The following is a 22,499-nucleotide window of genomic DNA, read 5'->3' as shown; positions in this document are numbered from 1 at the left end:
GCCATGCGCCAGCGCAAGCTCAAGAACGAAATCAACGTCGTTCCCTACATCGACGTCATGCTCGTGCTGCTCGTGATCTTCATGGTCGCGGCGCCGATGATGACGACGTCGTCCGTCGATGTGCCGACGGTCGGCAAGGCCAACCAGGCGCCGACGGCCCCGCTCGAAGTGGCGATCAAGGCAGACGAAAGCCTGACCCTCACCGACCGCGCCGGAAATGGCAAGGAAATCCGCGTTGACCGCAAGGAACTGCCGGCCATGATCCGGGCCGCGCAGGAACGTAACCCTGAACAGCCCGTCCTGATCGCCGGCGACAAGAACGTCAAATACGACGCCGTGCTCACCGTGATGGATGAGTTGCAGCGTGCCGAAGTGAAAAAGGTCGGCCTGGTGGTCCAGAAGAGCAGCAAATGATCCTTGAACGCCCCGAAGAACCCGGAAAGAGAAAGGCCATGGTGCTGGCGGCGCTGGTGCACCTCGGCCTGATCGCCTTCCTGTTCCTTGGGGTGCAATGGAAGCGTAGCCAGACCGAGGTCGTCGAGGTCGAACTCTGGGCGCCGCAAAACACGCCGGCGACCAATGTGGCACCGCCGCCTCCGCCGCCCAAGCCGGAACCGCTGCCTGAACCGAAGCCCGAGCCCAAGCCGCAACCGAAACCTGAACCCAGGATCGAGCCACCGGCCCCGAAAAAGCCGGACATCGCGATCAAGGAAGAGAAGAAAAAGCCGGAGCCGCCCAAGCCCGAACCCAAGAAACCCGAGCCCAAGCCGGAACCCAAACCTGAGCCGAAAAAGCCCGAACCCAAGCCTGAGCCGAAAAAGCCCGAACCCAAGCCGGAACCGAAGAAGCCGGAGCCGCCCAAGTTCGATTTCAGCAAGGAACTGGCCAATGAGACCAGCCAGCTGAAGAACGCCCGTACGGCAGCCGACACGCAGCGCATGACCAATGCGGCGGCGGCGGAGTCCGAGCAGCGGGCGGGGGCGAACAAGCGCGGCCTGGAAAGTTATGTCGGCAAGATTCGCGGCAAGATTCGCGGCAACATCGTCCTGCCGCCCGGCATCCAGGGCAACCCGGAAGCCGTGTTTGAAGTCACCCAGTTGCCGACCGGCGAAGTGCTCGGCGTGCGCCTGAAGCGCTCCAGCGGCAACACCGGTCTCGATACCGCCATTGAACGCGCCATCCTCAAATCCTCGCCGCTGCCCAAGCCGGACGATCCTTCGATGTTCCAGCGCGTACTGGAAATCAAATATCGTCCGTTTGAAGAGTAAAATCGCGCGAACCTTTTGAATTCAAAGCCTATGTCTTCGATCACCCGTCGCATTTTCCTGGCCCTGGCGCTGTCGACCGCCGCCCTCGCCCAGGCTCAGTTGTCCATTGAAATCACTGGGGCCGGTGCCAACCGCATCCCGGTCGCCATTGCCGATTTTCCCGGCGACAGCGTGGCGGCCCGCATCATCACCGGTACCGTGCGTTCCGACCTGGAGCGCAGCGGCCTGTTCAAGTTGATCGACCATGGCAATACGGCGGTCGACGAGAATACGGCGGTCAATCTGGCCGACTGGAAGGCCAAGGGGGCAGATGCCTTCGTGGGCGGCAGCGTCTCGCGTAGCCTGGATGGCCGTCTGGAAGCCCGTTTCCGCTTGTACGATGCGCAGAAAGCCGTGTCCTTGGGCGGTGCCGCCTATGTGACGAGCAATGAGCAACTGCGCGCCGCCGGGCATCGCATTGCCGATTACATCTACGAAAAGCTGACCGGCGAAAAGGGTGTCTTCTCGACGCGCATCGCCTACGTCGTCAAGGCGCGCGGCCAGTTCCTGCTGCAGATCGCCGATGCCGATGGTCAGGGCGCCGCGACGGCCCTGACCTCGACCGAGCCGATCATCTCGCCGGCCTGGTCGCCGGATGGCAGCAAGCTGGCCTACGTCTCCTTCGAAAAGAAGAAGCCGGTCATCTACGTGCACTCGCTGGCCTCCGGTCAACGCCATATCGTGGCCAATTTCAAGGGTTCCAACTCGGCCCCGGCCTGGTCGCCGGATGGCCGCAAGCTGGCGGTCGTCCTGTCCAAGGACGGCAACTCCCAGATTTACGCCGTGAATGCGGATGGCAGCGGCGTGCAGCGCATCACCCAGTCGGCCGGCATCGATACCGAGCCGCGTTATTCGGCAGATGGCGGCACGATCTTCTTCACCTCCGACCGGGGCGGCAGCCCGCAGATCTATCAGGTTGGCGCCAATGGTGGTGATGCGCGCCGCGTCAGCTTTGAAGGCAGCTACAACGTGTCGCCGCGTCCGTCGCCGGACGGCAAGAGCATTGCCTACATTACCCGCCGCGAAGGCCGCTTCCAGCTGGCCATCATGGACCTGGCGAGCCGCCAGGTGCAGGTCCTGACCGATTCCCAAAAAGACGAATCCCCGAGTTTCGCCCCCAATAGCCGCATGATCCTGATCGCCACCGAAGTTGGCGGGCGCGGCATCCTATCCGCTGTCTCCAGCGATGGCAGGATCAAGCAACGCCTCACCGTCTCCGCGGGCGATGTCCGCGAGCCGGCCTGGGGCCCCTTCTTCAAATAAATCCACGCCGGAGTCTTACCTGTGAAAAAACTGCTTGTTCCCGCCCTCCTGTCGGCCCTCATCGTCGGCTGTTCCACTACCCCGCTGCCTGATGACGCCAATGGCGCCCCGGTTGAATCCCGTGCCGGGGGCAACAGCGGGGTCGCCCCGGTGGTCGCCGGTGGCGTCGACGCCAATGGTCTGCCGCGCGAACTGACCGATCCGAAGAGTGTCCTTTCCAAGCGCAGCATCTACTTCGAACTCGACAGCTACGAAGTCAAAGGCGAATACAAGGACCTCGTCGCTGCCCACGCCAAGTACCTGAGCGCCAACCGTGGCTTCAAGGTCCTCGTTCAGGGCAACACCGACGAGCGCGGCAGCCGTGAATACAACCTCTCCCTGGGCCAGAAGCGTGCCGACGCCGTCAAGCGTTCGCTGACCCTGCTCGGCGTCAAGGACGACCAGATCGAATCCGTCAGCCTCGGCGAAGAAAAGCCGAAGAACCCGGGTCACGATGATGCCGCCTGGGCGGAAAACCGCCGCGCCGACATCCTCTACCGTGCCGCTGACGGCCGCGGCGAGTTCTGATCATGCGCCGCCTGACGCTGGTTTGCCTGATGGCGGCGGCCTGGGCTGCGACGCCGGCTCACGCCGGCCTCTTCGATGACGAGGAGGCGCGTCGCCAGATCGCCGATTTGAAAGCGAAGTCCGATGCCCGCGCCGATCAGCAGGCCAAGTCGATTCTCGATTTGGCCAACCAGAATCAGCGTCTGGCCGAGGAGGTCGCCAACCTGCGCGGCCTCCTGGAAACCCTGATCCACAAGCAGGAAGTCGGTGACAAGCGGGCCCAGGATTTCTATCTGGATCTCGACACCCGCCTGCGCAAGTTCGAGGCGCCCGCCGCTGCGGGCGGTGCGGGTGCGCCCGCCGAGGGTGCCCCGGCTGCCCAGCAGGCCGCCACGCCGGCTGCTGACCCGGCGCGTGAAGGTCCGGATTACGAAGCGGCCCTGAATTTCTTCAAGGCTGCCAAGTACAAGGAAGCTGCTGTCGCCTTCAGCGCGTTCATGCAGAAGTATCCCGGCGGTCAACTTGCCCCGAATGCCCAATACTGGCTCGGCAATGCGTGGTACGCCCAGCGTGACTGCAAGAAGGCCATCGAGGCCCAAACCGTGGTCACCACCAAGTATGCGGACAGCCCGAAGGCACCGGATGCCTGGATGGCGATTGCCACCTGCCAGCAGGAAATGGGGAACGCGGCTGCGGCCAAGCGCTCGCTGGAAACGGTGCTCGCCAAGTACCCGAACACCCCGGCTGCCGACGCAGCCAAACAACGTCTCAAGAAGTAAGTCTGTCATCGCGGTGCTGCCCGCCGGTCGACCGGCCGGGCACACCCAAAACGGGCCGATGGCCCGCTCCCAAGGTCATTGCCGTGGCGCTCCGAATTACCGAAATCTTCTATTCGCTGCAGGGCGAAGCTTCCCGCGTCGGCCTGCCGACTGTTTTTGTCCGCCTGACGGGCTGCCCGTTGCGCTGCACTTGGTGTGATACCACCTACAGCTTTACCGGCGGTGAAGCGGCGACCATCGACTCGGTGCTTGCTGAAGTTCGCCGTCATCCGGCCAGGCAGGTTTGCGTCACCGGTGGCGAGCCGCTCTCCCAGAAAGACTGCCTGCCTTTGCTGACCGCCTTGTGCGACGCCGGTTACGACGTCTCGCTGGAAACCTCCGGGGCGCTCGATATTAGCGGTGTCGACCCGCGCGTCTCGCGCATCATGGACCTGAAGGCGCCGGGTTCCGGCGAGGTCGACAAGAACCGCTGGGAGAACCTGGCCTGTCTGACCCGTCGCGACGAACTCAAAATCGTCCTCGCCAGCCGCGAGGACTACGAATGGGCGCGCGAGCAGGTGCGTAGCCACGATCTGCCGTCCCGTTGCCCGGTCCTCTTCTCGCCGGCCCAGGGCGCGCTGGCGCCCACCCAACTGGCCGAATGGATGCTCGAAGACGGTCTCGATGTGCGTTTCCAGATGCAGTTGCACAAGCTCCTTTGGGGTAACATGATCGGAAAATAACGGAGGAGGCCGTCATGCAGAATCGCCGTCAGTATTCCCGTGTTCCCTTCCAGTCCGAAGCCCGCCTGATTCTTGCCGACGGCGAACATACCGTCGACATCGTTGATCTTTCCCTGAAAGGGGCGCTCGTCCGTTTGTCGGCCGACGGCTTCATTCAGGTCGGCTCGCATGGCACCTTGTCGCTGGCGCTGGATGCCGGCGAAACCCTGATCCGCATGGGCGTGACGGTCGTGCATCACCAGGGCATGACCCTGGGTTTGGCCTGCCGCGATATCGATCTCGACAGCGTGACCCATTTGCGCCATTTGCTGGCCGTGAATCTCGGCGATGAAACCTTGCTCGAGCGTGAACTGAGTCAGTTCACCGGCCGTTGATCGTCGCCAACCCCCGCCCTGCCCGGGATGAGCAGTAAATCACTTGCCATTGTTCTTTCCTTTTCGTCATAATCAGGCGTCCGTTTAAGGGCTGATTGGGCCCGGATTCACCGATAGGGATCGGTTTCCGGGCAGGAGAGGCAACATGTCGGTAGCGACTGGCGGCGGTGCAGGCCGAAACGCCGGGCAACAATGCTCCATCCTGACGTACAGGAGGGCAAGGTGGTAAGTGAAGCGCCCTGTATCGCAGGTGGCTGGGTCGAGCTTGAACCATCGGTCCTGCATCAGGCCATGCTGGATCATGCCGGTCACGCCATCATTGCCACCGACCGCCAAGGCCTGATTCTCTATTTCAATCGGACTGCCCAGCACTTGCTCGGCTATCGCTGGCAGGACGTGGTCGGCCATCTGACACCGCTCCAATTTCATGTTCAGGAAGAAATCGCGGCCCATGCGGCGGTGCTCAGCCGTGCGCGCGGCGTGAGCATGGCGGCGGATTTCCAGGCCCTGGTCGCCGGACTGGAGACGCAGCCACGCATCGAACACGACTGGACGTATGTGTGTGCGGATGGCGCCCGTCTGCCGGTGCGCCTGACCATCACGGCGTTGACGAATGCCCAAGGGGCATTGATCGGCTATCTCGGCCTGGCGGCCGATCTGCGCGAGCGACACGCCCATGAACAGGAACTGCGCATCGCCGCAACGGCGTTTGCCTCCCAGGCCGCAATCATGGTCACCGACGCTGACCAGCGCATCCTGCGCGTCAATGATGCCTTCATGCGACTGACCGGCTATCGCGCCGAGGATGCCATCGGGCAAACCCCGCGCCTCCTGAAGTCCGGTCGGCAGGACGCCAGTTTCTATGTGGCGATGTGGGAGAGCCTGGCGGTCAACGGTCATTGGGAGGGTGAAATCTGGAATCGGCGGCGTTCCGGCGAAATTTATCCGGAGTGGCTGACAATCAGCGCCATTCAGGATGCCCAGGGACGGCTGACCCACTACGTGAGCACCTTCACCGATATTTCGGAACTCAAGGTGGCTGAATCCGAGATCCATTCGCTGGCCTTCTACGATCCGCTGACCGGCCTGCCCAACCGGCGCCTGATGTTCGACCGGCTCGGTCAGTCGATGGCCGCCGCTGCGCGCCATCATCAGTACGCGGCCTTGCTGATCATCGATCTGGATAACTTCAAGACGCTGAACGACACGCTGGGACACGACATCGGGGATTGCCTGCTCATCGAGGTGGCACGGCGGCTCCGGCGCAGCATTCGCGAGAGTGACACGGCGGCACGCCAGGGGGGCGATGAGTTTTCCGTCCTGCTCGACGATCTCGGGCTGGATGCCGCGCAGGCGGCGGCCCGGGCGGAGGGGGTGGCGAACAAGTTGGTGCAGGAACTGGCGCGGCCCTATGCCCTGCCGGGCGGTGTCGAGCATTTCTGCTCGGCGAGCATCGGGATTTCCCTCTTTCAGGGGCAGGCGCGCTCGCTTGAAGCCATCGTCAAGCAGGCCGACATCGCGCTGTACGGCGCGAAGGATGACGGGCGCAATACCTACCGCTTCTTCGATGGGGCGATGCAGACCGTCCTCGACCAGCGTGCCCGACTCGAAAGCGGCTTGCGTCAGGCCCTGCTGGCCGGCGAGTTCCGCCTGATGCTGCAGGCGCAGTTCGATGCGGCGGGCGGCTTGCTCGGTGCGGAATGCCTGCTGCGCTGGCAAAAGCGCGACGGCGAACTGGTGTCGCCGGGCGATTTCATCCCGTTGGCGGAGGAAACCGGGCTGATCGTGCCGATCGGGCATTGGGTCATCGAAGAAGCCTGCGTCCTGCTGGGGCGCTGGCAGCAGCACGCCGCCACGCAGGCCTTGTGTCTGGCGGTGAATGTGAGCGCCCGGCAGTTCCGGCAGGCTGATTTCGTCGAGCGGATCCGGGGGGCGCTGGCGCGGCACCAGGTTAATCCGGCCCGGCTCAAGCTGGAACTGACCGAAAGCCTGCTCCTTGAACAGGTCGATGACGTGGTTGGAAAAATGCGTGCCCTGTGCGAGCTCGGGGTGCGTTTTTCACTCGATGACTTCGGGACGGGCTATGCCTCGCTCGCCTATCTCAAGCGCTTTCCCTTCGAGCAGTTGAAGGTCGATCGTTCCTTCATCCGCGAGCTGGCGGAGGATCCGGATGACGCGGCCATCGTGCGGGCCATCCTGGCCATGGGCGATGCGCTGCGCTTGCAGGTGGTGGCCGAAGGCGTCGAGAACGAGCCGCAACATCGTTTCCTGGTCGAGCATGGCTGCCGCCAGTTTCAGGGCTATCTCTTCGGTCGACCGTTACCGGCCGCCGAATTCGAGGCCCGGCTTGCTGCCGATGCCGCCTCGGCCTCCGAGGCCTCAGAGGCCGAGGTAGCGGTGCCAGATCCCGTGATCGGCATCCAGTTCGGCTGAGCTGCCCCGCCAGACCACCTGGCCCCGTTCCAGAATGGTGTGCCGGTCGGCCAGCGCGATCAGTTTTTCCACGTATTTATCGACGACCAGCACGCTCTGGCCGGCGCTGCGCAAGCGGGCCAGGCAGGCCCAGATTTCGTCGCGGATGAGCGGCGCCAGCCCTTCGGTGGCTTCGTCGAGAATGAGCAGGCGCGGGTTGGTGACCAGCGCGCGGCCGATGGCGAGCATCTGCTGCTCGCCGCCCGAGAGCTGATTGCCGAGGTTTTTGCGGCGTTCGGCCAGGCGGGGGAACAGGTCGTAGACGCGGGCCGGAGTCCAGGGGCCGGCCAGCTTGCGCCGGTTGGCGAAAAAGGCCACCAGATGCTCGTCGACCGTCAGATTCGGAAAACACTGGCGGCCTTCCGGCACCAGCGCGATGCCGGCGCGGCCGATGCGGTCCGGGCGCCAGCCATCGATGCGTTCGCCGGCAAAACGGATGCTGCCCGCCTTGACCGGCTCCAGCCCGCACAGGGCGCGCAGGGTCGTGGTCTTGCCCATGCCGTTGCGGCCGAGCAGGGTGGCGGCTTCGCCTTCGGCCATCTGCAGGTCGATGCCGAACAGCACCTGGCTCGGTCCGTAGGCGACGGCCAGGCCTTCGATTTCAAGCAGGGCGCTCACAGGTGGTCTCCCAGATAGGCGCGCCGCACGGCCGGGTCGGCGCGCACGGTGTCCGGTGTGCCGGTGCAGATCAGTTCGCCATTGACCAGCACCGAGATGCGGTCGGCCAGACGGAACACCGCATCCATGTCGTGCTCGACAAGGAGCAGCGTGACATGCCGGGCCAGATGTTCGATCAGCTCGACCATGCGGGCCGATTCCTCGGGGCCGGTGCCGGCCATCGGCTCGTCGAGCAACAGGACCTTGGGTTGGGTGGCCAGCGCCATGGCCAGTTCCAGCGCACGTTGTTCGCCGTGCGAGAGCGCCGCCGCCAGGGTGTGGATCTTGGCGGCCAGCCCGACCTGCGCCAGGTAGCCGGCTGCCGTCTCGAACAAGGCTTTTTCCTGCGTCACCGGGCGCCAGAAACGGAAGCTGCTGCCGGCGTCGGGTCGCCCCTGGACGGCAAGCACCACATTGTCGAGCGCCGAGAGGGCCGGGAACACGTTGGTGATCTGGTAGGAACGGGCCATGCCGCGCTGAACGCGCGCATGCATGGGTTGCCGGGTGACGTCCTCGCCGGCGAAGTGGATGCTGCCGCTGTCCGGGAAGAGCGCGCCGGAAAGGTGGTGGATGAAGGTCGTCTTGCCGGCGCCATTGGGGCCGATCAGGGCATGCACTTCCCCGGCTTCAAGGCTGAAATCGACGGCTTTGAGCGCGTCGACCGCGGCAAAGCGCCGGGAGAGCTGGCGGACTTCGAGGATCGGGCGGATCATGAGGCGGCTCCGCGACGGGCAAACAGGGCGGCAATGCCTTTCGGGGCAAACAGCACGATGGCGAGCAACAGGCCGCCCAGGAGCAGATGCCAGTGTTCGGTGACGCCGACCAGGACTTCCTCGAGGCCCAGCAACACGGCCGCCCCGGCCACGCCGCCAAAGAGACTGCCGACGCCGCCGATGATCACCATCACGAGCAAGGTGCCGGACTGCGTCCATTGCAGCAGGTTCGGGCTGGCCAGGCCGGTCAGGTTGGCGAGCAGTGCTCCGGCCAGTCCGGCAACGGCGCCGCCCAGTGCAAACGTCACCAGGCGATAGCGGAAAACCGGATAGCCGAGGGCGGCCATGCGCGTCTCGTTCTCGCGGATGGCTTGCACGGTGCGTCCGAAACGGGCCTGGGCGAGGCGGGCAAAAAGCAGCATGGCGACGGTCAACGCGCCCAGGGCGGCAAAATACAGGGTCTGGTCATCGGCCAGCGCATGGCCGGCCAAGGTCATCCGGCCCTGCAGGGGCAGGCCGTCGTCACCGCCCCAACTGCGCGCCGAAACAAAGAGGTAGTAGGCCATCTGGGCGAAGGCGAGCGTGATCATGATGAAGTAGACCCCGCGCGTACGCAGGCTGATCAGGCCGACCAGCGCAGCGAACAGGCCGGCTGCGGCCATGGCCAGCGGCAGGGCAATGAGCGCTTCGTTGATGCCGGCTTGCTGGCAGAGGGCGGCCGTGTAGGCCCCGGCACCGAGAAAGGCAGCGTGGCCGAGCGAGACCATGCCGCCGAAACCGAGCACGAGGTTCAGGCTGGAGGCGGCCAGGGCAAAGATCAGGACGCGTGTTGCAAAGCCGATGTAGAAGCTCTGATCGAGGGCCTGAAGCAGGCCGGGTAACAGGCAGAGTGCGACCAGGCCGATCAGGGCAACCGGCTTTTGCCAGCGGGGGGCTTGATAGAAGGCCATCTCACGCCCTCGCCGGGAACAAGCCCTGCGGCTTGAAGAAAAGGATGGCCGCCATCAGCAGGTAGATCAGGATCGAGGCCAGGGCGGGGCCGAGCGTGGCGGCAGCATCGGTCGGCAAGACGGCGCGCAGCAGCGTGGGCAGCAAAGCGCGGCCGAGGGTGTCGACCGCACCGACGATCAGCGCACCGACCAGCGCACCGCGAATCGAGCCAATGCCGCCGATGATGATGACCACGAAGGCCAGGATGAGCACGCTTTCGCCCATGCCGACCTGTACCGCGAGCAGCGGCCCGAGCAAACCGCCGGCCAGGGCGCAGAGTGCGGCGCCGAATACGAAGACCGCGGTGAACAGGGCTCGCACATTGATGCCGAGGGCCTCGGTCATCTCCCGATTGGCCGCGCCTGCCCGCACCCACATGCCGACCCGGCTCTTGGCGACGAGCAGGTAGAGCAGGCCGGCGACGCTCAGTCCGACGGCGATGATGAGCAGGCGATAGGCCGGATAGAAAAAGACGTCGTCCCCCAGCGGCAGTTCGACCGGCCCGGCCAGGGCCTCCGGCGGATTCAGCATCAAGGGCGCCGGGCCCCAGATCGTGCGTACGCCCTCGTTGGCGATCAGGATCAGGGCGAAGGTGGCGAGCACCTGCGACAGATGGTCGCGCGTGTAGAGCCGGCGGAACAGCGTGGTTTCAAGCAGCAGCCCGAGTACGGCCGTGCCGAGCACGCCGGCACCGAGGCCGATCCAGAACGAGTCGGCCGCCTGGGTGGCCGCTGCGACGAGGTAGGCGCCGACCATGTAGAGCGAGCCATGGGCCAGGTTGATGCAATCCATAATGCCGAAAACGAGCGTCAGCCCGGCGGCAAGGAGGAAGAGCATCAAACCGAATTGCAGGCCGTTCAGGGCCTGTTCGAGCATCAGTTGGGTCATGTAAACAGCGGGATGGGATGCGCGCAGGGCGCAAGGCCGGGGCTGGCGTGTCAGGGGACGGGTACCTTGGCAGCATCTGCTGCCAAGGTGGGTTGATACCCGATTACTTCATCTTGCACTGCGCGACGTAGGCGTCGGCGTGATTCGTGAAGATGGTGCCCATGGTCTTGTTGGTGATCCGCCCCTGGGCATCCTTGCCGATGGCGCGCAGCACGTAGTTCTGCACCGGGTAGTGGTTGCTGTTGAACTTGAAGTCACCGCGCACCGACTTGAAGCGCTTGGCTTCCAGCGCCTTCTGCAGGGCCTTCTTGTCTTCGAGATTGCCCTTCACGTCACGCACGGCAGCATCCATCATCAGCGCGGCATCGTAGCCTTGCGATGCATAGAGCGACGGCAGGCGGCCATATTCCTTCTGGAAGTCGGCGACGAAGCGCTTGTTCTCCGGATTGTCCATGTCGTGGGCCCAGTGCGAGGAGTTGAACATGCCGAGCATGGAGCCGCCCACGGCCTTGATCACATCCTCATCCGCCGAGAAGCCGGGTGCGAAGAGCTGGGTGTCGCGGGAGAGGCCGGCCGCCACGAACTGCTTCACGAAGTTGATGCCCATGCCGCCCGGCAGGAAGAAGAAGAGGGCATCCGGCTTGGCGGCGCGGATCTGGGCCAGTTCGGCCGCGTAATCAAGCTGGCCGAGCTTGGTGTAGATCTCTTCGGTCTTGCCTTTGTAGAAGCGCTTGAAGCCGGAGACGGCATCCTTGCCGCCCGGGTAATTCGGGGTGACGATCAGGACGTTCTTGTAGCCCTTGTCCTGCACCACCTTGCCAACGGCTTCGTGCAGGTTGTCGTTCTGCCAGGCGACGTTGAAGAAGAAGGGATTGCACTGCTCGCCGGCGTACTGCGACGGGCCGGCATTGGCCGAGATGTAGAAGGTCTTGTTCTCGAAGACGGTCGGGCCGACGGCGAGCATGATGTTGGAGAAGACGATGCCGGTCATGAAATCGACCTTGTCCTTCTTCAGGAACTTGTCGGTGACCTGCTTGGCGACGTCCGGATTCTGCTGGTCGTCGGCGATGAGGACCTCGGCCGGCAGGTTGCCCAGCTTGCCGTTCAGATGCTTGATGCCGAGGTTGAAGCCGTCACGGATATCGACACCCAGACCGGCACCCGGGCCGGACAGCGTGGACACCAGACCGACCTTGATCTTGTCGGTGGCATGGGCGGTGCCCAGCATCAGGGGCAGGGCAAGCAGGGCGGCAGCAAGCGGGGTCGGGCGGAACGGCATGGAATGTCTCCGGGAGGGTGTTTGTTTTGCGTGGAATTCCTGAAATTGTAGCGCAGGAACAAGCAGATACCGCCGCGGTCGACGTTCATTTTCGGGTATATTCGCGCCCCATGATGAAGCCTGCAATCGTTCTCCTTTCCGGCGGCCTCGATTCCGCCACCTGTCTCGCCATCGCCCGCTCGCAGGGCTTTGAAGCGTACTGTTTGTCTTTTGATTACGGCCAGCGCCACAACGCCGAGCTGAAAGCCGCCGAACGCGTGGTTCAGGCGCTCGGCGCGCGCGAACATCGGGTGGTCAATTTCGGCATCGCCCAGTTTGGCGGCTCGGCCCTGACCGATACCTCGATCGCCGTGCCCACCGACGGTGTCCAGCCGGGCATTCCCGTTACCTACGTGCCGGCCCGCAACACCATCATGCTGTCGCTGGCCCTTGCCTGGGCCGAGGTCTTGGGCAGCAAGGACATCTTCGTCGGCGTGAATGCGGTCGACTATTCCGGCTATCCGGATTGCCGCCCCGAATACATCGCCGCCTTTGAAAACATGGCCAATCTGGCGACCAAGGCGGGGGTCGAAGGGCATCATCTGCGCATTCATGCGCCGCTGATCGACCTCTCCAAGGCGGACATCATCCGCACCGGCGCAGCGCTGGGCGTCGATTACGGGCTGACCGTCTCCTGTTATCAGGCGGATGACGCAGGCCGTGCCTGCGGTGTCTGCGACTCCTGTCGTTTGCGTGCCGAAGGCTTCGCCGCCGCCGGTGTGCCTGACCCGACCCGTTACCAGGACTGACCATGGATACGATCGTTGCCAACAGCACCCTCCTCTGGCTCGGCCTGGCGGTAGGGGCCGCATTCGGGGCGATTGCCCAGAAAACCCATTTCTGCACCATGGGGGCCGTGGGCGACATCGTGAATATGGGCGACTGGACGCGCATGCGCATGTGGCTGCTTGCCATCGGCGTCGCCATCCTGGGCGCGGCCGGTCTGGAAGCGGCGGGCCTGATCAATCTGGCCAACAGCATCTATCGGTCCGCCAGCTTTACCTGGCTCTCCTATCTGATCGGTGGCGCTTGTTTCGGGATCGGCATGGTGCTCGCCTCCGGGTGTGGCGGTAAAACCCTGATCCGGATCGGTGGCGGCAACCTCAAGTCGCTGGTCGTTTTTATCGTGCTGGGCCTGGTCGCCTATATGACCATGCGCGGTGTGTTCGGCGTGTTTCGTGTGAGCGTGCTCGACAAGGTGGCGCTCACCTTCCCGAATGGTCAGGGCCTGCCCGCCTTGCTGGCCGGCTTGGGGCTGGCCCCGGCGATGGCGTTCTGGCTGCCGGTTTTGGCACTGGGCGGCGGGTTGACCGTCTTTGCCCTGATGCGCAAGGATTTCTGGACCCTGGACAGCCTGCTCGGCGGGATCGGGGTGGGGCTGGTCATCGTGGCGGGGTGGTACGTGACCGGCCATGTCGGCTATGTGGCCGAACATCCGGACACCCTGCAGGAGGCCTTCATCGCCACCAACAGCGGGCGGATGGAATCGCTCAGTTTTGTCGCGCCGCAGGCCTATACGCTCGAATGGCTGATGCTCTGGTCGGACAGTACCCGCACCATGAGTTTCGGGATTGCCACGGCGCTGGGGGTCATCCTGGGGGCCTGGGCGAGTGCCCTGGCAACGGGCACGTTCCGCTGGGAAGGCTTTGCCAGCGTAGAAGATACGGCCAACCATCTGCTGGGGGCGGCGCTGATGGGCTTTGGCGGGGTGACAGCCATGGGATGCACGGTCGGCCAGGGAATTTCCGGGGTCTCGACGCTGGCCCTGGGCTCCATCGTCACCTTTGGCGCCATCGTCGCCGGCGCGGCCGCAGCCTTGAAATACCAGTACTGGCGCTTGATGCGCGAAGGGTGAGCCGCGCTCTCCCGCGATGGGGAGCCGTCTGCGTGACAGCCCGTCGGCGGCCTCCAAATGTCATCGCAGTCCATGACGTCCGGCTCGATTGTCGTGGATAATCCTTTTATCCGAATCCAGCCAAGGGGGAAGACATGTCGTGCCGACAATGGGCCTGGGCCCTGTTCCTGTTTGCAAGCGGCGTGTTCGCCGAACCCGGGGTGACCGACAAGACGCTGCTCATCGGCCAGACGATCGCGCTGGAGCAAGGTAAAAATGCCTATGGCGTGGCTGCCCTGCAGGGCGTCAAGCTCTATGTCGACAAGGTCAATGCCGAAGGCGGCGTACATGGCCGCAAGCTTGTCCTGCGCACGCTGGACGATGAGAACAAGGCAAGCAATGCGGCGAGCAATGCCCGTCAGTTGCTGGCAGAGGGGGCTTTCATCCTGTTTGGTTCGATCGAGGGCGGCCCCTCCACGGCGGTTGCCGAAGTCGCCAGTGCGCAAAAAGTACCCTTCTTTGGGCCCATGGCAGGGTCGCCGACGTTACGTCGTCCTCACCAGCCTTACGTTTTTCCCGTGCGTGCCGAGCACCGTGACGAATTCCGCGCCCTGATGAACTGGGGCAAGACGATTGGCATGACGACGGTGGGTTTTTTGCGTGCGGATACCGAGGTCGGCCTGACCCATCTGGAGAATGTCCGCCTGATTTCCGCCGAATTGGGCATGACGCTCGCGCTCGATTTGCCTTTCAAAGGCGAGGTCAGCGACGCCCAGCTCGATCAGATGGTGAACATGCTCCGTGAGAAAAAACCTGATCTGCTCTTCAATCACGGCTCCAGCGGCCTCTATCAGCGTCTGGTCGTGAAGGCCAAGGCGGCAGGGTTGAAGACGGCTTTCATGGGGGTGAATTCCGGTTCGACCCAGCTGGCCGCCAAGCTCGGTGATCTGGCGCACGGAATGGTGTTTGCACAGGTGGTGCCCAATCCGCGCGACAAACGCCAGCCGATTACCCGGGAATTCCTTGAAACGGCGAGCAAGGCTCAGGCCTCGGGTGATCTGAGCTATGGCGAACTGGAGGGTTACCTGACGGCCAAGGCGCTGGTCATGGCCCTGAAGGCGAGTGGCAATCATCCGACACGGGAGGGATTCATCCGAACCCTCGAATCATCGCGCTTCGATCTGGGGGGCGTGACTGTGCGCTGGAAGGCCGGGGACCACGAAGGTGCGCGTACGGTCTACCTGAGCATGGTCGGCAAGAACGGTCAGTTCCTCGACTGATTCCCGGCGCTCAGGCGCCCTCGTTTGCTTTCAGCTTCGCGATCACGAGCGGAAAGGCGCCGGAGCCCAGCAGGGCGACGGCGGAGACCAGAAAGGCGAGCCCGGCCATGGGATCGTCGAGAACGGGGTGAATCAGCCCGCCCAGATCGGCCAGGCTGAGCAGGCCGGGAATGGCACACAGGATGCCGAGGGCGGTCAGGATCAGGAATGAGGTCGGATAGCGCTTCATGCGCCCATTGTACGGCGAATCGGTGCGCCGATAAATCTTGATCTTCATCAAAAATGCGCCGATCTTCGTTTAAGTAACTAGTTACTTGTGATGAAAACGCGCTGATCGCTTTGCTTGCCGTTGTGGTTGCAGGCTGCCCGGATTTTCCCTCATTTCTCTGTCATTTTTTGCCTTAGTGCCTTGTTGTTAAAGGATTTGTTGATGCTGGCACGCGCGTTGCACTAAGGGCGCACAAAAAACAAAACGAGATCCCCCCGACAGAGAGGCCGGCACCTTGCCGGAAAACGAAAAGAGGGGACCCACATGGCGAATACCAGTCTTATCCAGCTGGAAAACAACCCGCAGATCGATGCCGCTGCTGAGCGACTGTCCATGTCGCGGCGCGAATTCCTGCAATTTTGTGCCGCCCTGGCGACGACGCTCGGTCTGCCGCAAGGCGCCGATGCGGCCGTGGCCGAGGCCGTCGCGACCAAGAAGCGCCCGAGCGTGATCTGGTTGCACTTCCAGGAATGTACCGGCTGCTCGGAGTCGATCCTGCGTGCCGAGCATCCGACGCTCGAGAAGCTGATTCTCGACATCATTTCGCTCGACTACCACGAGACCCTGTTCGCTGCCGCCGGTCATCAGGTGGAAGCGGCCCGTCATGCGGCGATGCGTGAAAACAAAGGCCAGTACATCCTGGTGGTGGAAGGCGCGATTCCAACGCGTGACAACGGGGTTTACTGCAAGATCGGTGGCAAGACGGCGCTGGAACTGCTTAAGGAGTGCGCGGCGGATGCCGCCGCTGTGATCGCCATCGGATCTTGTGCCTCCTGGGGGGGGATGCCTTCGACCGGCCCGAACCCGACCGGCGCGTCCAGCGTCGACAAGGTGTTGGGCAAGCCGGTCGTGACCATTCCCGGCTGCCCGCCCAATCCGTACAACTTCCTGACCACGGTCGTGCATTTCCTGACTTTTGGGGCCTTGCCGGCGGTCGACCATCTGGGACGGCCCAAATTCGCCTACTCCCGCCTCATCCACGAAAACTGCGAGCGCCGTGCTCATTTCGACGCCGGGCGTTTTGCCATGGAATTCGGCGACGATGGACACCGCAAGGGCTATTGCCTGTACAAGCTGGGTTGCAAAGGGCCGGAAACCTATGCCAACTGCTCGGTCATCCTGTTCGGCGATGCCGGGGCCGGCACCTGGCCGGTGGCCTGCGGTCATCCGTGCATCGGCTGTACCGAACAAGGCGTCGGCTTCGAGAAACCGATTCACGCCATGGCCAAGCTGAAGAACATCGAGCCCAGTGCCTTCCTGCCGCGCATCGTCGAGGAAAAGGGTATGGGCGCTTCGCTCGGTTCGGCCGCCGTGCTGGCCGCGGTGGCCGGTGCGGCCGCCGGGGCGGGGGCGATGGTCGCGAAGAACCTGGGCCTGTCGCATCAGGCCGAGGAGATGGAACGGGCGAAACAGGAAGCCAGCACGTCTGCACGGTCGGAGGGCTGAGCCATGACCACGCGACGCGATTTTCTGCGCGGCTGCCTGGCCGGCGGTGCGGCAGCGGCCGCGACCGTCGTGCCCGAGGTGGCCTGTGCGCGCGATACCCTGCAACGCCCGCCCGAAGCGCTCGGCCTGCTCTACGACGCCACCCTCTGTGTCGGCTGCCAGGCCTGCGTGGCTGCCTGCAAGCAGGTGAATGCCAATCCGGCCGAGTTCACGGCGGTCGATAAGCTGTGGGACACGCCGCTCGATACCAGCGGTCACACCTTCAACCTGATCAAGATGTACCGCAACGGGACCATGGAAACGAAAGATGCCGAGACCAACGGCTTCGCCTTCATGAAGACCTCGTGCATGCATTGCGCCGACCCGTCCTGCGTCTCGGCCTGTCCGGTCTCGGCGATGACCAAGGACCCGCTGACCGGGGTGGTCGGTTATGACGCGGATGCCTGCATTGGCTGTCGCTACTGCGTGGCGGCCTGTCCCTTCGGGATTCCGAAATACCAGTACGACTCGCCCACCGGCAAGATCGGCAAGTGCGAGCTGTGCCGGCATCGCCACAAGGACGGGCATTACTCGGCCTGCGCCGAAGTCTGCCCGACCGGGGCCACGCTCTTTGGCCGCACGGAAGACCTGCTGGCCGAAGCCAAGCGTCGTCTGGCCCTGAAGCCGGGCGAGTGGACCACCATGCCGCGCGGTCGGCTGGCCAAGCCGGGCGAAACCGCCGAAGAGGCGGCGCGCTGGAAAGGGCTGCGCAATCAGGATTACGCAGCGCAGGTCGGGGCATACAAGCAGCATGTCTATGGCGAGACGGAATACGGCGGCACGCAGGTGTTGAAACTGTCCGCCGTCGAGTTCGAAAAGGTTGGCATGCCCAATCTGCCGCCCAAGGCTGCTGCGGCGACCTCGGAAACCATTCAGCACAGCCTGTACGGCGGGCTGGTCATGCCGCTGGCCGTGCTGGCCGGCCTGACCTGGGTCGCCAAGCGCAACGTTGTGCATGACGAGGATGACAAGCAGGGAGGTCAGTCATGAGTTCGAACCATCATCACGCGCCGCCGGCCCCGGTTGGCGGCCCCCTACTCAATGCGGCGACGGTCGTATGCGGACTGCTCATCATGGCGATGTTCGCCGTGCTTTTCGTCCGCTTCATCTTCGGCCTGGGGGCGGTGACCAACCTGAACGACGGCTATCCCTGGGGCATCTGGGTCGTCTTCGATGTCGTCATCGGCTCGGCATTTGCCTGCGGCGGCTTTTCGGTGGCCATGCTGGTCTACATCTTCAACAAGGGCGAATACCACCCGCTGGTCCGGCCAGCCTTGCTGGCCAGCCTGTTCGGCTACACCCTGGCCGGCGTGGGCGTGATCTTCGATCTCGGGCGTTACTGGAACTTCTGGCACATCCTGTGGCCGACCTACGCCAATCCCAATTCCGTGATGTTCGAAGTGGCGCTCTGCATCTCCTGCTACATCACGGTCATGTGGATCGAGTTCTCGCCGGTCTTCATGGAGAAGTGGGGGCTGAAGGTGGCCAGGAAGAAACTGGAGAGGGTGCTGTTCTTCTTCATCGCGCTCGGCACGCTCTTGCCGATGATGCATCAGTCCTCGCTCGGCACCCTGCTCGTCGTCATGGGCACGCAGGTCAATCCGCTCTGGCAGACGCCGATTTTGCCCCTGTTGTATCTGTTGACCGCCGTGACCATTGGCTATGGCGTGGTGCTCTTCGAATCCTGTCTGGCCGCATCGGCCTATCGCATGGAGATCGAGATGCACCTGCTGCGCCCGATGGCCAGGATCATGCTCGGTTTGCTCGGCATCTTCCTGCTGGTGCGCGGCATCGACCTGAGTGTGCGCGGGGCCTGGGCGCATGCCTTCTCGCCCAGCCTGGAAGCCTTCTTCTTCTGGCTGGAAATGGGCTGCTTCATGCTGCCTTATGCCTTGATCGGGGCGCCTTCTGCCCGGAAAAATCCGGCCCGGCTCTTCCTGGCCGGGATCGCCATCATGAGCGGCGGCGTCCTGCTCCGCGTCAATGGTTTCCTGATCGGCTACGACACCGGCCCCGGCTGGCACTACTTCCCGAGCATCGCCGAGATGCTGGTCACGATCGGCATGTTTGCCGTCGAAGTCCTCGGCTACATCCTCATTACCCGTCGCTTCCCGGTGCTGCCGCGCCCGGTTGCCGCGCACTGAATGCATTAGGAGAATCACCATGAGCAAACGTGTAACCATCGACCCCGTGACCCGCATCGAGGGCCACCTGCGTGTCGACGTCGAAGTGGATGGCGGCCGGGTCAAGAAGGCCTGGGCCTCGGGCCAGATGTGGCGGGGCGTCGAGAACATCCTGATCGGGCGCGACCCGCGCGATGCCTGGGCGATCACCCAGCGTATCTGCGGCGTGTGCACCACCGTGCATGCCATCGCCTCCGTGCGTGCCGTCGAAAACGCACTGCAGCTGGAAATCCCGGTCAACGCGCAGTACATCCGCAACATGATCATGCTGGCCCACGCCGTGCATGACCACATCGTGCATTTTTATCACCTCTCCGCGCTCGACTGGGTCGATGTCGTCTCCGCGCTCAAGGCTGATCCGGCCAAGGCGGCGAGCGTGGCGCAGGGCCTGTCGAGCTGGAGCGGCAACAGCGCTGCCGAGTTCAAGAAAGTGCAGGACAAGCTGAAGGGCTTTGTCGGGACGGGGCAGCTTGGCATCTTCACCAACGGCTACTGGGGCCACCCGGCCATGACGCTGAGCCCGGAAGTGAACCTGATTGCCACGGCGCACTATCTGCAAGCGCTCGAAATCCAGCGTTTTGCCAGCAAGATCGTCGCTGTTCTCGGCTCAAAGTCGCCGCATATCCAGAACGTGGCGGTCGGCGGCGTGGCCAATCCGCTGGCCACCGATGCCCAGTCCGTGCTGACCCTTGAGCGCCTGCTGGCGATCAAGGAATGGATGCTCAAGCTCGAGGATTTCGTCAAGAACTGCTATCTCGTCGATGTCGGCGTGATCGGCGGTCACTATGCCGACTGGACCAAGTACGGGCGCGGCATTACCGACTATCTGTGCGTGCCGGACATCCCGTTGGACGGCAAGGGCACGCAGTTTGCCCTGCCCGGCGGCTTCATCGCCGGCAGCAAGCTGGAAAGCCACAAGCCGATCACCAGCTTCAACGACAAATATTTCATCGATGGCGTTTCCGAAGCGATCAAGCATTCCTGGTACGACTACAAGGGCGGCAACGATGTCACGCTGCACCCGTACAAGGGCGAGACGACGCCGAACTACACGGATTTCCAGGACAACGGCAAATACAGCTGGCTGAAGTCACCGACCTTCTACGGCAAACCGATGCAGGTCGGCCCCTTGCCGCGCGTCATGAACCTGCTCGCCGCCGGTCATGCGCCGACCAAGCAGTACGCGACCGCGGCGCTGGATCTGGTGTCCAAGGTGGCCGGGACGACGGTCGGCGTCGAGGCCCTGCATTCCACCATCGGCCGCCATGCCGCGCGTGCGGTGGGCTGCGCCGTGCAGATCGACGAATTGCTGCATCAGTGGGACCTGCTGCTGGCCAACATGGGCAAGGGCGATTACGCCACGTTCAACCGCCCGACCTTCCCCAAGGGCGAGCAGATGGGCGTCGGTTTCCACGAAGCGCCGCGTGGTGTGCTGTCGCACTGGATTGTCATCGAGTCCGGCAAGATCAAGAACTACCAGTGCGTCGTGCCCACCACCTGGAATGCCGCGCCGCGCAACGAAAAAGACCAGGCGGGCGCCTATGAGGCCTGCCTGATCGACAACCCAGTGGCCGATCCGGAGAAACCGCTTGAAGTCCTGCGCACCGTGCACTCCTTCGACCCCTGCCTGGCCTGCGCCGTGCATGTGGTCGATCAGGAAAACCATCCGGTGATCACGGTCAAAGCCGCCTGATGAAGCGCATCGTCATCCTGGGGGTGGGCAACATCCTGCTCACCGACGAAGGCGTCGGGGTGCGCGTCATCGAGGCGCTCGAACAGGGCTGGACCTTCCCGCCCGAAGTCGAGCTGGTCGATGGCGGCACCTGCGGCATGGAGCTGCTGGAGCAACTGGAGGACCTCGCGGGCCTGATCGTGGTCGATTGCGTGCGCTGCGGTCGACCGCCTGCCACGCCGGTTTTGCTGGAAGGCGACGCGGTGCCGGTGTTTTTCCGCACCAAGCTCTCGCCGCATCAGGTCGGTTTGTCCGACGTGCTGGCCAGTCTGGAACTGACCGGCAAGGCGCCGGGGACGACCATCATCGTCGGCATGCAGCCGATCTCGATGGGCCTCGGCATGGCCCTCTCGCCGGAAGTGGCGGCGCAACTGCCGGTGCTCATCGAGATGACGCTCGCGGCCCTGGCTGGCCTCGGGGTCCAGGCGACGATGCGGGCGCAGGAGGCGGCCTGATGTGCCTGTCCGTGCCGAAATGCGTTGTCGAATGGGAAGGCGAGGGGGACAATGCGGGCGAATTCGCCTGGGTGGAACGGCATGGGCGGCGCGAACGCATCAACATGATGCTGATCGGCCCGCAGCCCGTCGGCACCTGGGTCCTGACCTCGCTGGGGCTGGCCAAGGATGTGGTCGGCGATGCCGAGCGGGGGCTGATCGAGGATGCGCTGGCGGCCCTGGCCGAAACGCTCGATGGCGAGTTCGACCCGAACCGGCATTTCCACGATCTCGACCGCGCGCATGACTGAACGCCTTCGCCAACCCGCCCTGCAACCGCCCCCCATCCGCCCTGCGGAAGCCCGCGAGACAGACCCGAGCGCTTTTCTCGAGGCGCATTACCAGCAGATCTGGACGACGCGGATGCACGACCTGCCCTTCGTCAATCCGGCACTGCAGGTCGAGGCCGTCGGTTTCGTGCGGCACGACGGCGACTGGCTGGGCGTGGTCATTACCCCCTGGTTTCTCAACCTGCTCCTGCTTTCCGGCGGCGGGCCGCTGTGGGGCGATATTCCGGCCGGCGAGCGTCGTTACCTCAATCTGCCCTGTGGCACCCTGCAGTTCATCGCAGACGATGACCCGGAGATCGGCCCCTATCAGTACTGCCCCCTGATCGCGCCGGTGAGTTCGATTCCGGATCATGTGACCGCCCGTCAGGCGGCGCTGGATGCGATGCGCTCGGTCCTGTCGAGCCTGCCGCTGGGCGTGCCAGAGACGGCTGGCCCGCCCGCTTCAACGCCTGTGCCGCCCGCCGAGCCGGCGGCGCCCGTGTCGCGTCGCGGCTTTTTCCGTCGGCTGGCCGGCAAGCAGGGCTGACGCGTCCCCCCCAATTTTTTGCAGTTCCCAAACGCCATATTTCCCGTTTATACTCCGGCCCACTTCGGGTGCCTGACTGTTTTTTGACGGTTGGGTGAAACGGGAAGCCGGTGACCCTGCGCAAGCAGGCAGTCCGGCGCAGCCCCCGCTGCTGTAAGCCTGACGACTCCGCATCGAACCACTGTGCCAAGGGCACGGGAAGGGGCGGAGAAGGATGAGGGTAAGCCAGAAGACCGGCCCGACGAATTGAGTTGCACTGTGCCCCGGGGTGTGGGCGGTGGACTGTCGCCGGCTGCCGTCCTGTTCAGGGGCTTTGTGTCTGCGCTTCCTCCTCTCTCCCTCTTGTCATAGTGCGTTGGCATTTGCGCACACGTCGAG

24 protein-coding genes and 1 riboswitch are annotated in these 22,499 nt (G+C 63.9%); of the genes, 18 read left to right on the top strand and 6 right to left on the bottom strand.

Annotation, left to right across the window (positions count from 1 at the left end; translation table 11 throughout):
• The first annotated feature begins 3 nt into the window (after positions 1 to 3).
• The 8 genes from tolR (at position 4) to AACO21_RS00625 (ending at position 7,424) form a co-directional block, all read left to right on the top strand.
• The gene (tolR, locus tag AACO21_RS00660) at positions 4 to 414 is read left to right on the top strand and encodes a protein TolR (protein ID WP_346190547.1); all 411 of its coding nucleotides are present in this window, start codon (positions 4 to 6) and stop codon (positions 412 to 414) included.
• Positions 411 to 1,268: an energy transducer TonB gene (locus AACO21_RS00655; RefSeq protein WP_346190546.1), complete on the top strand. Its 858-nt coding sequence runs from the start codon at positions 411 to 413 to the stop codon at positions 1,266 to 1,268. Before tolR ends, AACO21_RS00655 begins: the two co-directional genes overlap by 4 nt.
• 30 nt (positions 1,269 to 1,298) lie before the next feature.
• Entirely contained in the window at positions 1,299 to 2,570 is a 1,272-nt protein-coding gene (tolB, locus tag AACO21_RS00650; protein WP_346190545.1) for a Tol-Pal system beta propeller repeat protein TolB, read from the top strand.
• 21 nt (positions 2,571 to 2,591) lie between these two features.
• Positions 2,592 to 3,137: a peptidoglycan-associated lipoprotein Pal gene (gene pal / locus AACO21_RS00645; protein ID WP_346190544.1), complete on the top strand. Its 546-nt coding sequence runs from the start codon at positions 2,592 to 2,594 to the stop codon at positions 3,135 to 3,137.
• A gap of 2 nt (positions 3,138 to 3,139) precedes the next feature.
• Positions 3,140 to 3,895: a tol-pal system protein YbgF gene (gene ybgF, locus AACO21_RS00640; protein WP_346190543.1), complete on the top strand. Its 756-nt coding sequence runs from the start codon at positions 3,140 to 3,142 to the stop codon at positions 3,893 to 3,895.
• Positions 3,896 to 3,978: 83 nt separating this feature from the next.
• Positions 3,979 to 4,617: a 7-carboxy-7-deazaguanine synthase QueE gene (queE, locus tag AACO21_RS00635; RefSeq protein WP_346190542.1), complete on the top strand. Its 639-nt coding sequence runs from the start codon at positions 3,979 to 3,981 to the stop codon at positions 4,615 to 4,617.
• Between the two features lie 14 nt (positions 4,618 to 4,631).
• Positions 4,632 to 4,991 carry a PilZ domain-containing protein gene (locus tag AACO21_RS00630; RefSeq protein ID WP_346190541.1) on the top strand — a complete coding sequence of 120 codons (360 nt, stop codon included), beginning with the start codon at positions 4,632 to 4,634 and terminating at the stop codon, positions 4,989 to 4,991.
• Between the two features lie 192 nt (positions 4,992 to 5,183).
• The gene (locus AACO21_RS00625) at positions 5,184 to 7,424 is read left to right on the top strand and encodes an EAL domain-containing protein (protein WP_346190540.1); all 2,241 of its coding nucleotides are present in this window, start codon (positions 5,184 to 5,186) and stop codon (positions 7,422 to 7,424) included.
• On the opposite strand, the gene AACO21_RS00620 is transcribed toward AACO21_RS00625, so the two are convergent.
• From AACO21_RS00620 to AACO21_RS00600, 5 genes are all read right to left on the bottom strand, one after another.
• Positions 7,371 to 8,081: an ABC transporter ATP-binding protein gene (locus AACO21_RS00620; protein ID WP_346190539.1), complete on the bottom strand. Its 711-nt coding sequence runs from the start codon at positions 8,079 to 8,081 to the stop codon at positions 7,371 to 7,373. The genes AACO21_RS00625 and AACO21_RS00620 overlap by 54 nt on opposite strands.
• On the bottom strand, positions 8,078 to 8,833 hold the full coding sequence (locus AACO21_RS00615; RefSeq protein WP_346190538.1) for an ABC transporter ATP-binding protein: 756 nt from the start codon (positions 8,831 to 8,833) through the stop codon (positions 8,078 to 8,080). The genes AACO21_RS00620 and AACO21_RS00615 overlap by 4 nt, the downstream gene beginning before the upstream one ends.
• Positions 8,830 to 9,783 carry a branched-chain amino acid ABC transporter permease gene (locus tag AACO21_RS00610; RefSeq protein WP_346190537.1) on the bottom strand — a complete coding sequence of 318 codons (954 nt, stop codon included), beginning with the start codon at positions 9,781 to 9,783 and terminating at the stop codon, positions 8,830 to 8,832. The genes AACO21_RS00615 and AACO21_RS00610 overlap by 4 nt, the downstream gene beginning before the upstream one ends.
• Position 9,784: 1 nt before the next feature.
• On the bottom strand, positions 9,785 to 10,711 hold the full coding sequence (locus AACO21_RS00605) for a branched-chain amino acid ABC transporter permease (RefSeq protein WP_346190536.1): 927 nt from the start codon (positions 10,709 to 10,711) through the stop codon (positions 9,785 to 9,787).
• A 103-nt stretch (positions 10,712 to 10,814) separates the two neighbouring features.
• Positions 10,815 to 11,990, bottom strand: a complete 1,176-nt coding sequence (locus tag AACO21_RS00600; RefSeq protein WP_346190535.1) for an ABC transporter substrate-binding protein — start codon at positions 11,988 to 11,990, stop codon at positions 10,815 to 10,817.
• 110 nt (positions 11,991 to 12,100) lie between these two features.
• On the opposite strand from AACO21_RS00600, the gene queC reads away from it, so the two are divergent.
• From queC to AACO21_RS00585, 3 genes are all read left to right on the top strand, one after another.
• A complete protein-coding gene (queC, locus tag AACO21_RS00595) occupies positions 12,101 to 12,778 on the top strand; it encodes a 7-cyano-7-deazaguanine synthase QueC (protein WP_346190534.1) in 678 nt (225 codons plus the stop codon).
• A gap of 2 nt (positions 12,779 to 12,780) precedes the next feature.
• Positions 12,781 to 13,884, top strand: a complete 1,104-nt coding sequence (locus AACO21_RS00590) for a YeeE/YedE family protein (protein ID WP_346190533.1) — start codon at positions 12,781 to 12,783, stop codon at positions 13,882 to 13,884.
• A 134-nt stretch (positions 13,885 to 14,018) separates the two neighbouring features.
• Positions 14,019 to 15,143 carry an ABC transporter substrate-binding protein gene (locus tag AACO21_RS00585; protein WP_346190532.1) on the top strand — a complete coding sequence of 375 codons (1,125 nt, stop codon included), beginning with the start codon at positions 14,019 to 14,021 and terminating at the stop codon, positions 15,141 to 15,143.
• Positions 15,144 to 15,153: 10 nt separating this feature from the next.
• Here the strand turns inward: AACO21_RS00585 and AACO21_RS00580 are convergent, their stop codons facing one another.
• Complete coding sequence (locus AACO21_RS00580; RefSeq protein WP_346190531.1) at positions 15,154 to 15,420, bottom strand: hypothetical protein; 267 nt, start codon at positions 15,418 to 15,420, stop codon at positions 15,154 to 15,156.
• A gap of 255 nt (positions 15,421 to 15,675) precedes the next feature.
• On the opposite strand from AACO21_RS00580, the gene AACO21_RS00575 reads away from it, so the two are divergent.
• From AACO21_RS00575 to hybE, 7 genes are read left to right on the top strand one after another with little or no spacing between them, the layout of a single operon-like run.
• Complete coding sequence (locus AACO21_RS00575; RefSeq protein WP_346190530.1) at positions 15,676 to 16,857, top strand: hydrogenase small subunit; 1,182 nt, start codon at positions 15,676 to 15,678, stop codon at positions 16,855 to 16,857.
• A gap of 3 nt (positions 16,858 to 16,860) precedes the next feature.
• On the top strand, positions 16,861 to 17,886 hold the full coding sequence (gene hybA, locus AACO21_RS00570) for a hydrogenase 2 operon protein HybA (protein ID WP_346190529.1): 1,026 nt from the start codon (positions 16,861 to 16,863) through the stop codon (positions 17,884 to 17,886).
• The gene (hybB, locus tag AACO21_RS00565; protein WP_346190528.1) at positions 17,883 to 19,040 is read left to right on the top strand and encodes a Ni/Fe-hydrogenase cytochrome b subunit; all 1,158 of its coding nucleotides are present in this window, start codon (positions 17,883 to 17,885) and stop codon (positions 19,038 to 19,040) included. The genes hybA and hybB overlap by 4 nt, the downstream gene beginning before the upstream one ends.
• Positions 19,041 to 19,059: 19 nt before the next feature.
• Positions 19,060 to 20,772, top strand: coding sequence for a nickel-dependent hydrogenase large subunit (locus AACO21_RS00560; RefSeq protein ID WP_346190527.1), 1,713 nt, complete (start codon positions 19,060 to 19,062; stop codon positions 20,770 to 20,772).
• The gene (locus AACO21_RS00555; RefSeq protein WP_346190526.1) at positions 20,772 to 21,266 is read left to right on the top strand and encodes a HyaD/HybD family hydrogenase maturation endopeptidase; all 495 of its coding nucleotides are present in this window, start codon (positions 20,772 to 20,774) and stop codon (positions 21,264 to 21,266) included. The genes AACO21_RS00560 and AACO21_RS00555 overlap by 1 nt, the downstream gene beginning before the upstream one ends.
• A complete protein-coding gene (locus AACO21_RS00550; protein WP_346190525.1) occupies positions 21,266 to 21,556 on the top strand; it encodes a HypC/HybG/HupF family hydrogenase formation chaperone in 291 nt (96 codons plus the stop codon). Before AACO21_RS00555 ends, AACO21_RS00550 begins: the two co-directional genes overlap by 1 nt.
• A complete protein-coding gene (gene hybE / locus AACO21_RS00545) occupies positions 21,549 to 22,121 on the top strand; it encodes a [NiFe]-hydrogenase assembly chaperone HybE (RefSeq protein WP_346190524.1) in 573 nt (190 codons plus the stop codon). Before AACO21_RS00550 ends, hybE begins: the two co-directional genes overlap by 8 nt.
• 49 nt (positions 22,122 to 22,170) lie before the next feature.
• Positions 22,171 to 22,378, top strand: a riboswitch (cobalamin riboswitch).
• The last annotated feature ends 121 nt before the right edge of the window (positions 22,379 to 22,499 follow it).

This window comes from Dechloromonas sp. ZS-1, assembly GCF_039649255.1.
Classification (GTDB): Bacteria; Pseudomonadota; Gammaproteobacteria; order Burkholderiales; family Rhodocyclaceae; genus Azonexus.
This window is presented reverse-complemented; position numbering and strand designations above follow the sequence as displayed.

Coding starts and splice junctions, on each gene's coding strand:
- tolR (WP_346190547.1), top strand. CDS start 4: ATGCGCCAGCGCAAGCTCAAGAACGAAATCAACGTCGTTCCCTACATC.
- AACO21_RS00655 (WP_346190546.1), top strand. CDS start 411: ATGATCCTTGAACGCCCCGAAGAACCCGGAAAGAGAAAGGCCATGGTG.
- tolB (WP_346190545.1), top strand. CDS start 1,299: ATGTCTTCGATCACCCGTCGCATTTTCCTGGCCCTGGCGCTGTCGACC.
- ybgF (WP_346190543.1), top strand. CDS start 3,140: ATGCGCCGCCTGACGCTGGTTTGCCTGATGGCGGCGGCCTGGGCTGCG.
- AACO21_RS00630 (WP_346190541.1), top strand. CDS start 4,632: ATGCAGAATCGCCGTCAGTATTCCCGTGTTCCCTTCCAGTCCGAAGCC.
- AACO21_RS00625 (WP_346190540.1), top strand. CDS start 5,184: ATGCTCCATCCTGACGTACAGGAGGGCAAGGTGGTAAGTGAAGCGCCC.
- AACO21_RS00615 (WP_346190538.1), bottom strand. CDS start 8,833: ATGATCCGCCCGATCCTCGAAGTCCGCCAGCTCTCCCGGCGCTTTGCC.
- AACO21_RS00610 (WP_346190537.1), bottom strand. CDS start 9,783: ATGGCCTTCTATCAAGCCCCCCGCTGGCAAAAGCCGGTTGCCCTGATC.
- AACO21_RS00605 (WP_346190536.1), bottom strand. CDS start 10,711: ATGACCCAACTGATGCTCGAACAGGCCCTGAACGGCCTGCAATTCGGT.
- AACO21_RS00600 (WP_346190535.1), bottom strand. CDS start 11,990: ATGCCGTTCCGCCCGACCCCGCTTGCTGCCGCCCTGCTTGCCCTGCCC.
- queC (WP_346190534.1), top strand. CDS start 12,101: ATGATGAAGCCTGCAATCGTTCTCCTTTCCGGCGGCCTCGATTCCGCC.
- AACO21_RS00590 (WP_346190533.1), top strand. CDS start 12,781: ATGGATACGATCGTTGCCAACAGCACCCTCCTCTGGCTCGGCCTGGCG.
- AACO21_RS00585 (WP_346190532.1), top strand. CDS start 14,019: ATGTCGTGCCGACAATGGGCCTGGGCCCTGTTCCTGTTTGCAAGCGGC.
- AACO21_RS00580 (WP_346190531.1), bottom strand. CDS start 15,420: ATGAAGATCAAGATTTATCGGCGCACCGATTCGCCGTACAATGGGCGC.
- AACO21_RS00575 (WP_346190530.1), top strand. CDS start 15,676: ATGGCGAATACCAGTCTTATCCAGCTGGAAAACAACCCGCAGATCGAT.
- hybA (WP_346190529.1), top strand. CDS start 16,861: ATGACCACGCGACGCGATTTTCTGCGCGGCTGCCTGGCCGGCGGTGCG.
- hybB (WP_346190528.1), top strand. CDS start 17,883: ATGAGTTCGAACCATCATCACGCGCCGCCGGCCCCGGTTGGCGGCCCC.
- AACO21_RS00560 (WP_346190527.1), top strand. CDS start 19,060: ATGAGCAAACGTGTAACCATCGACCCCGTGACCCGCATCGAGGGCCAC.
- AACO21_RS00555 (WP_346190526.1), top strand. CDS start 20,772: ATGAAGCGCATCGTCATCCTGGGGGTGGGCAACATCCTGCTCACCGAC.
- AACO21_RS00550 (WP_346190525.1), top strand. CDS start 21,266: ATGTGCCTGTCCGTGCCGAAATGCGTTGTCGAATGGGAAGGCGAGGGG.
- hybE (WP_346190524.1), top strand. CDS start 21,549: ATGACTGAACGCCTTCGCCAACCCGCCCTGCAACCGCCCCCCATCCGC.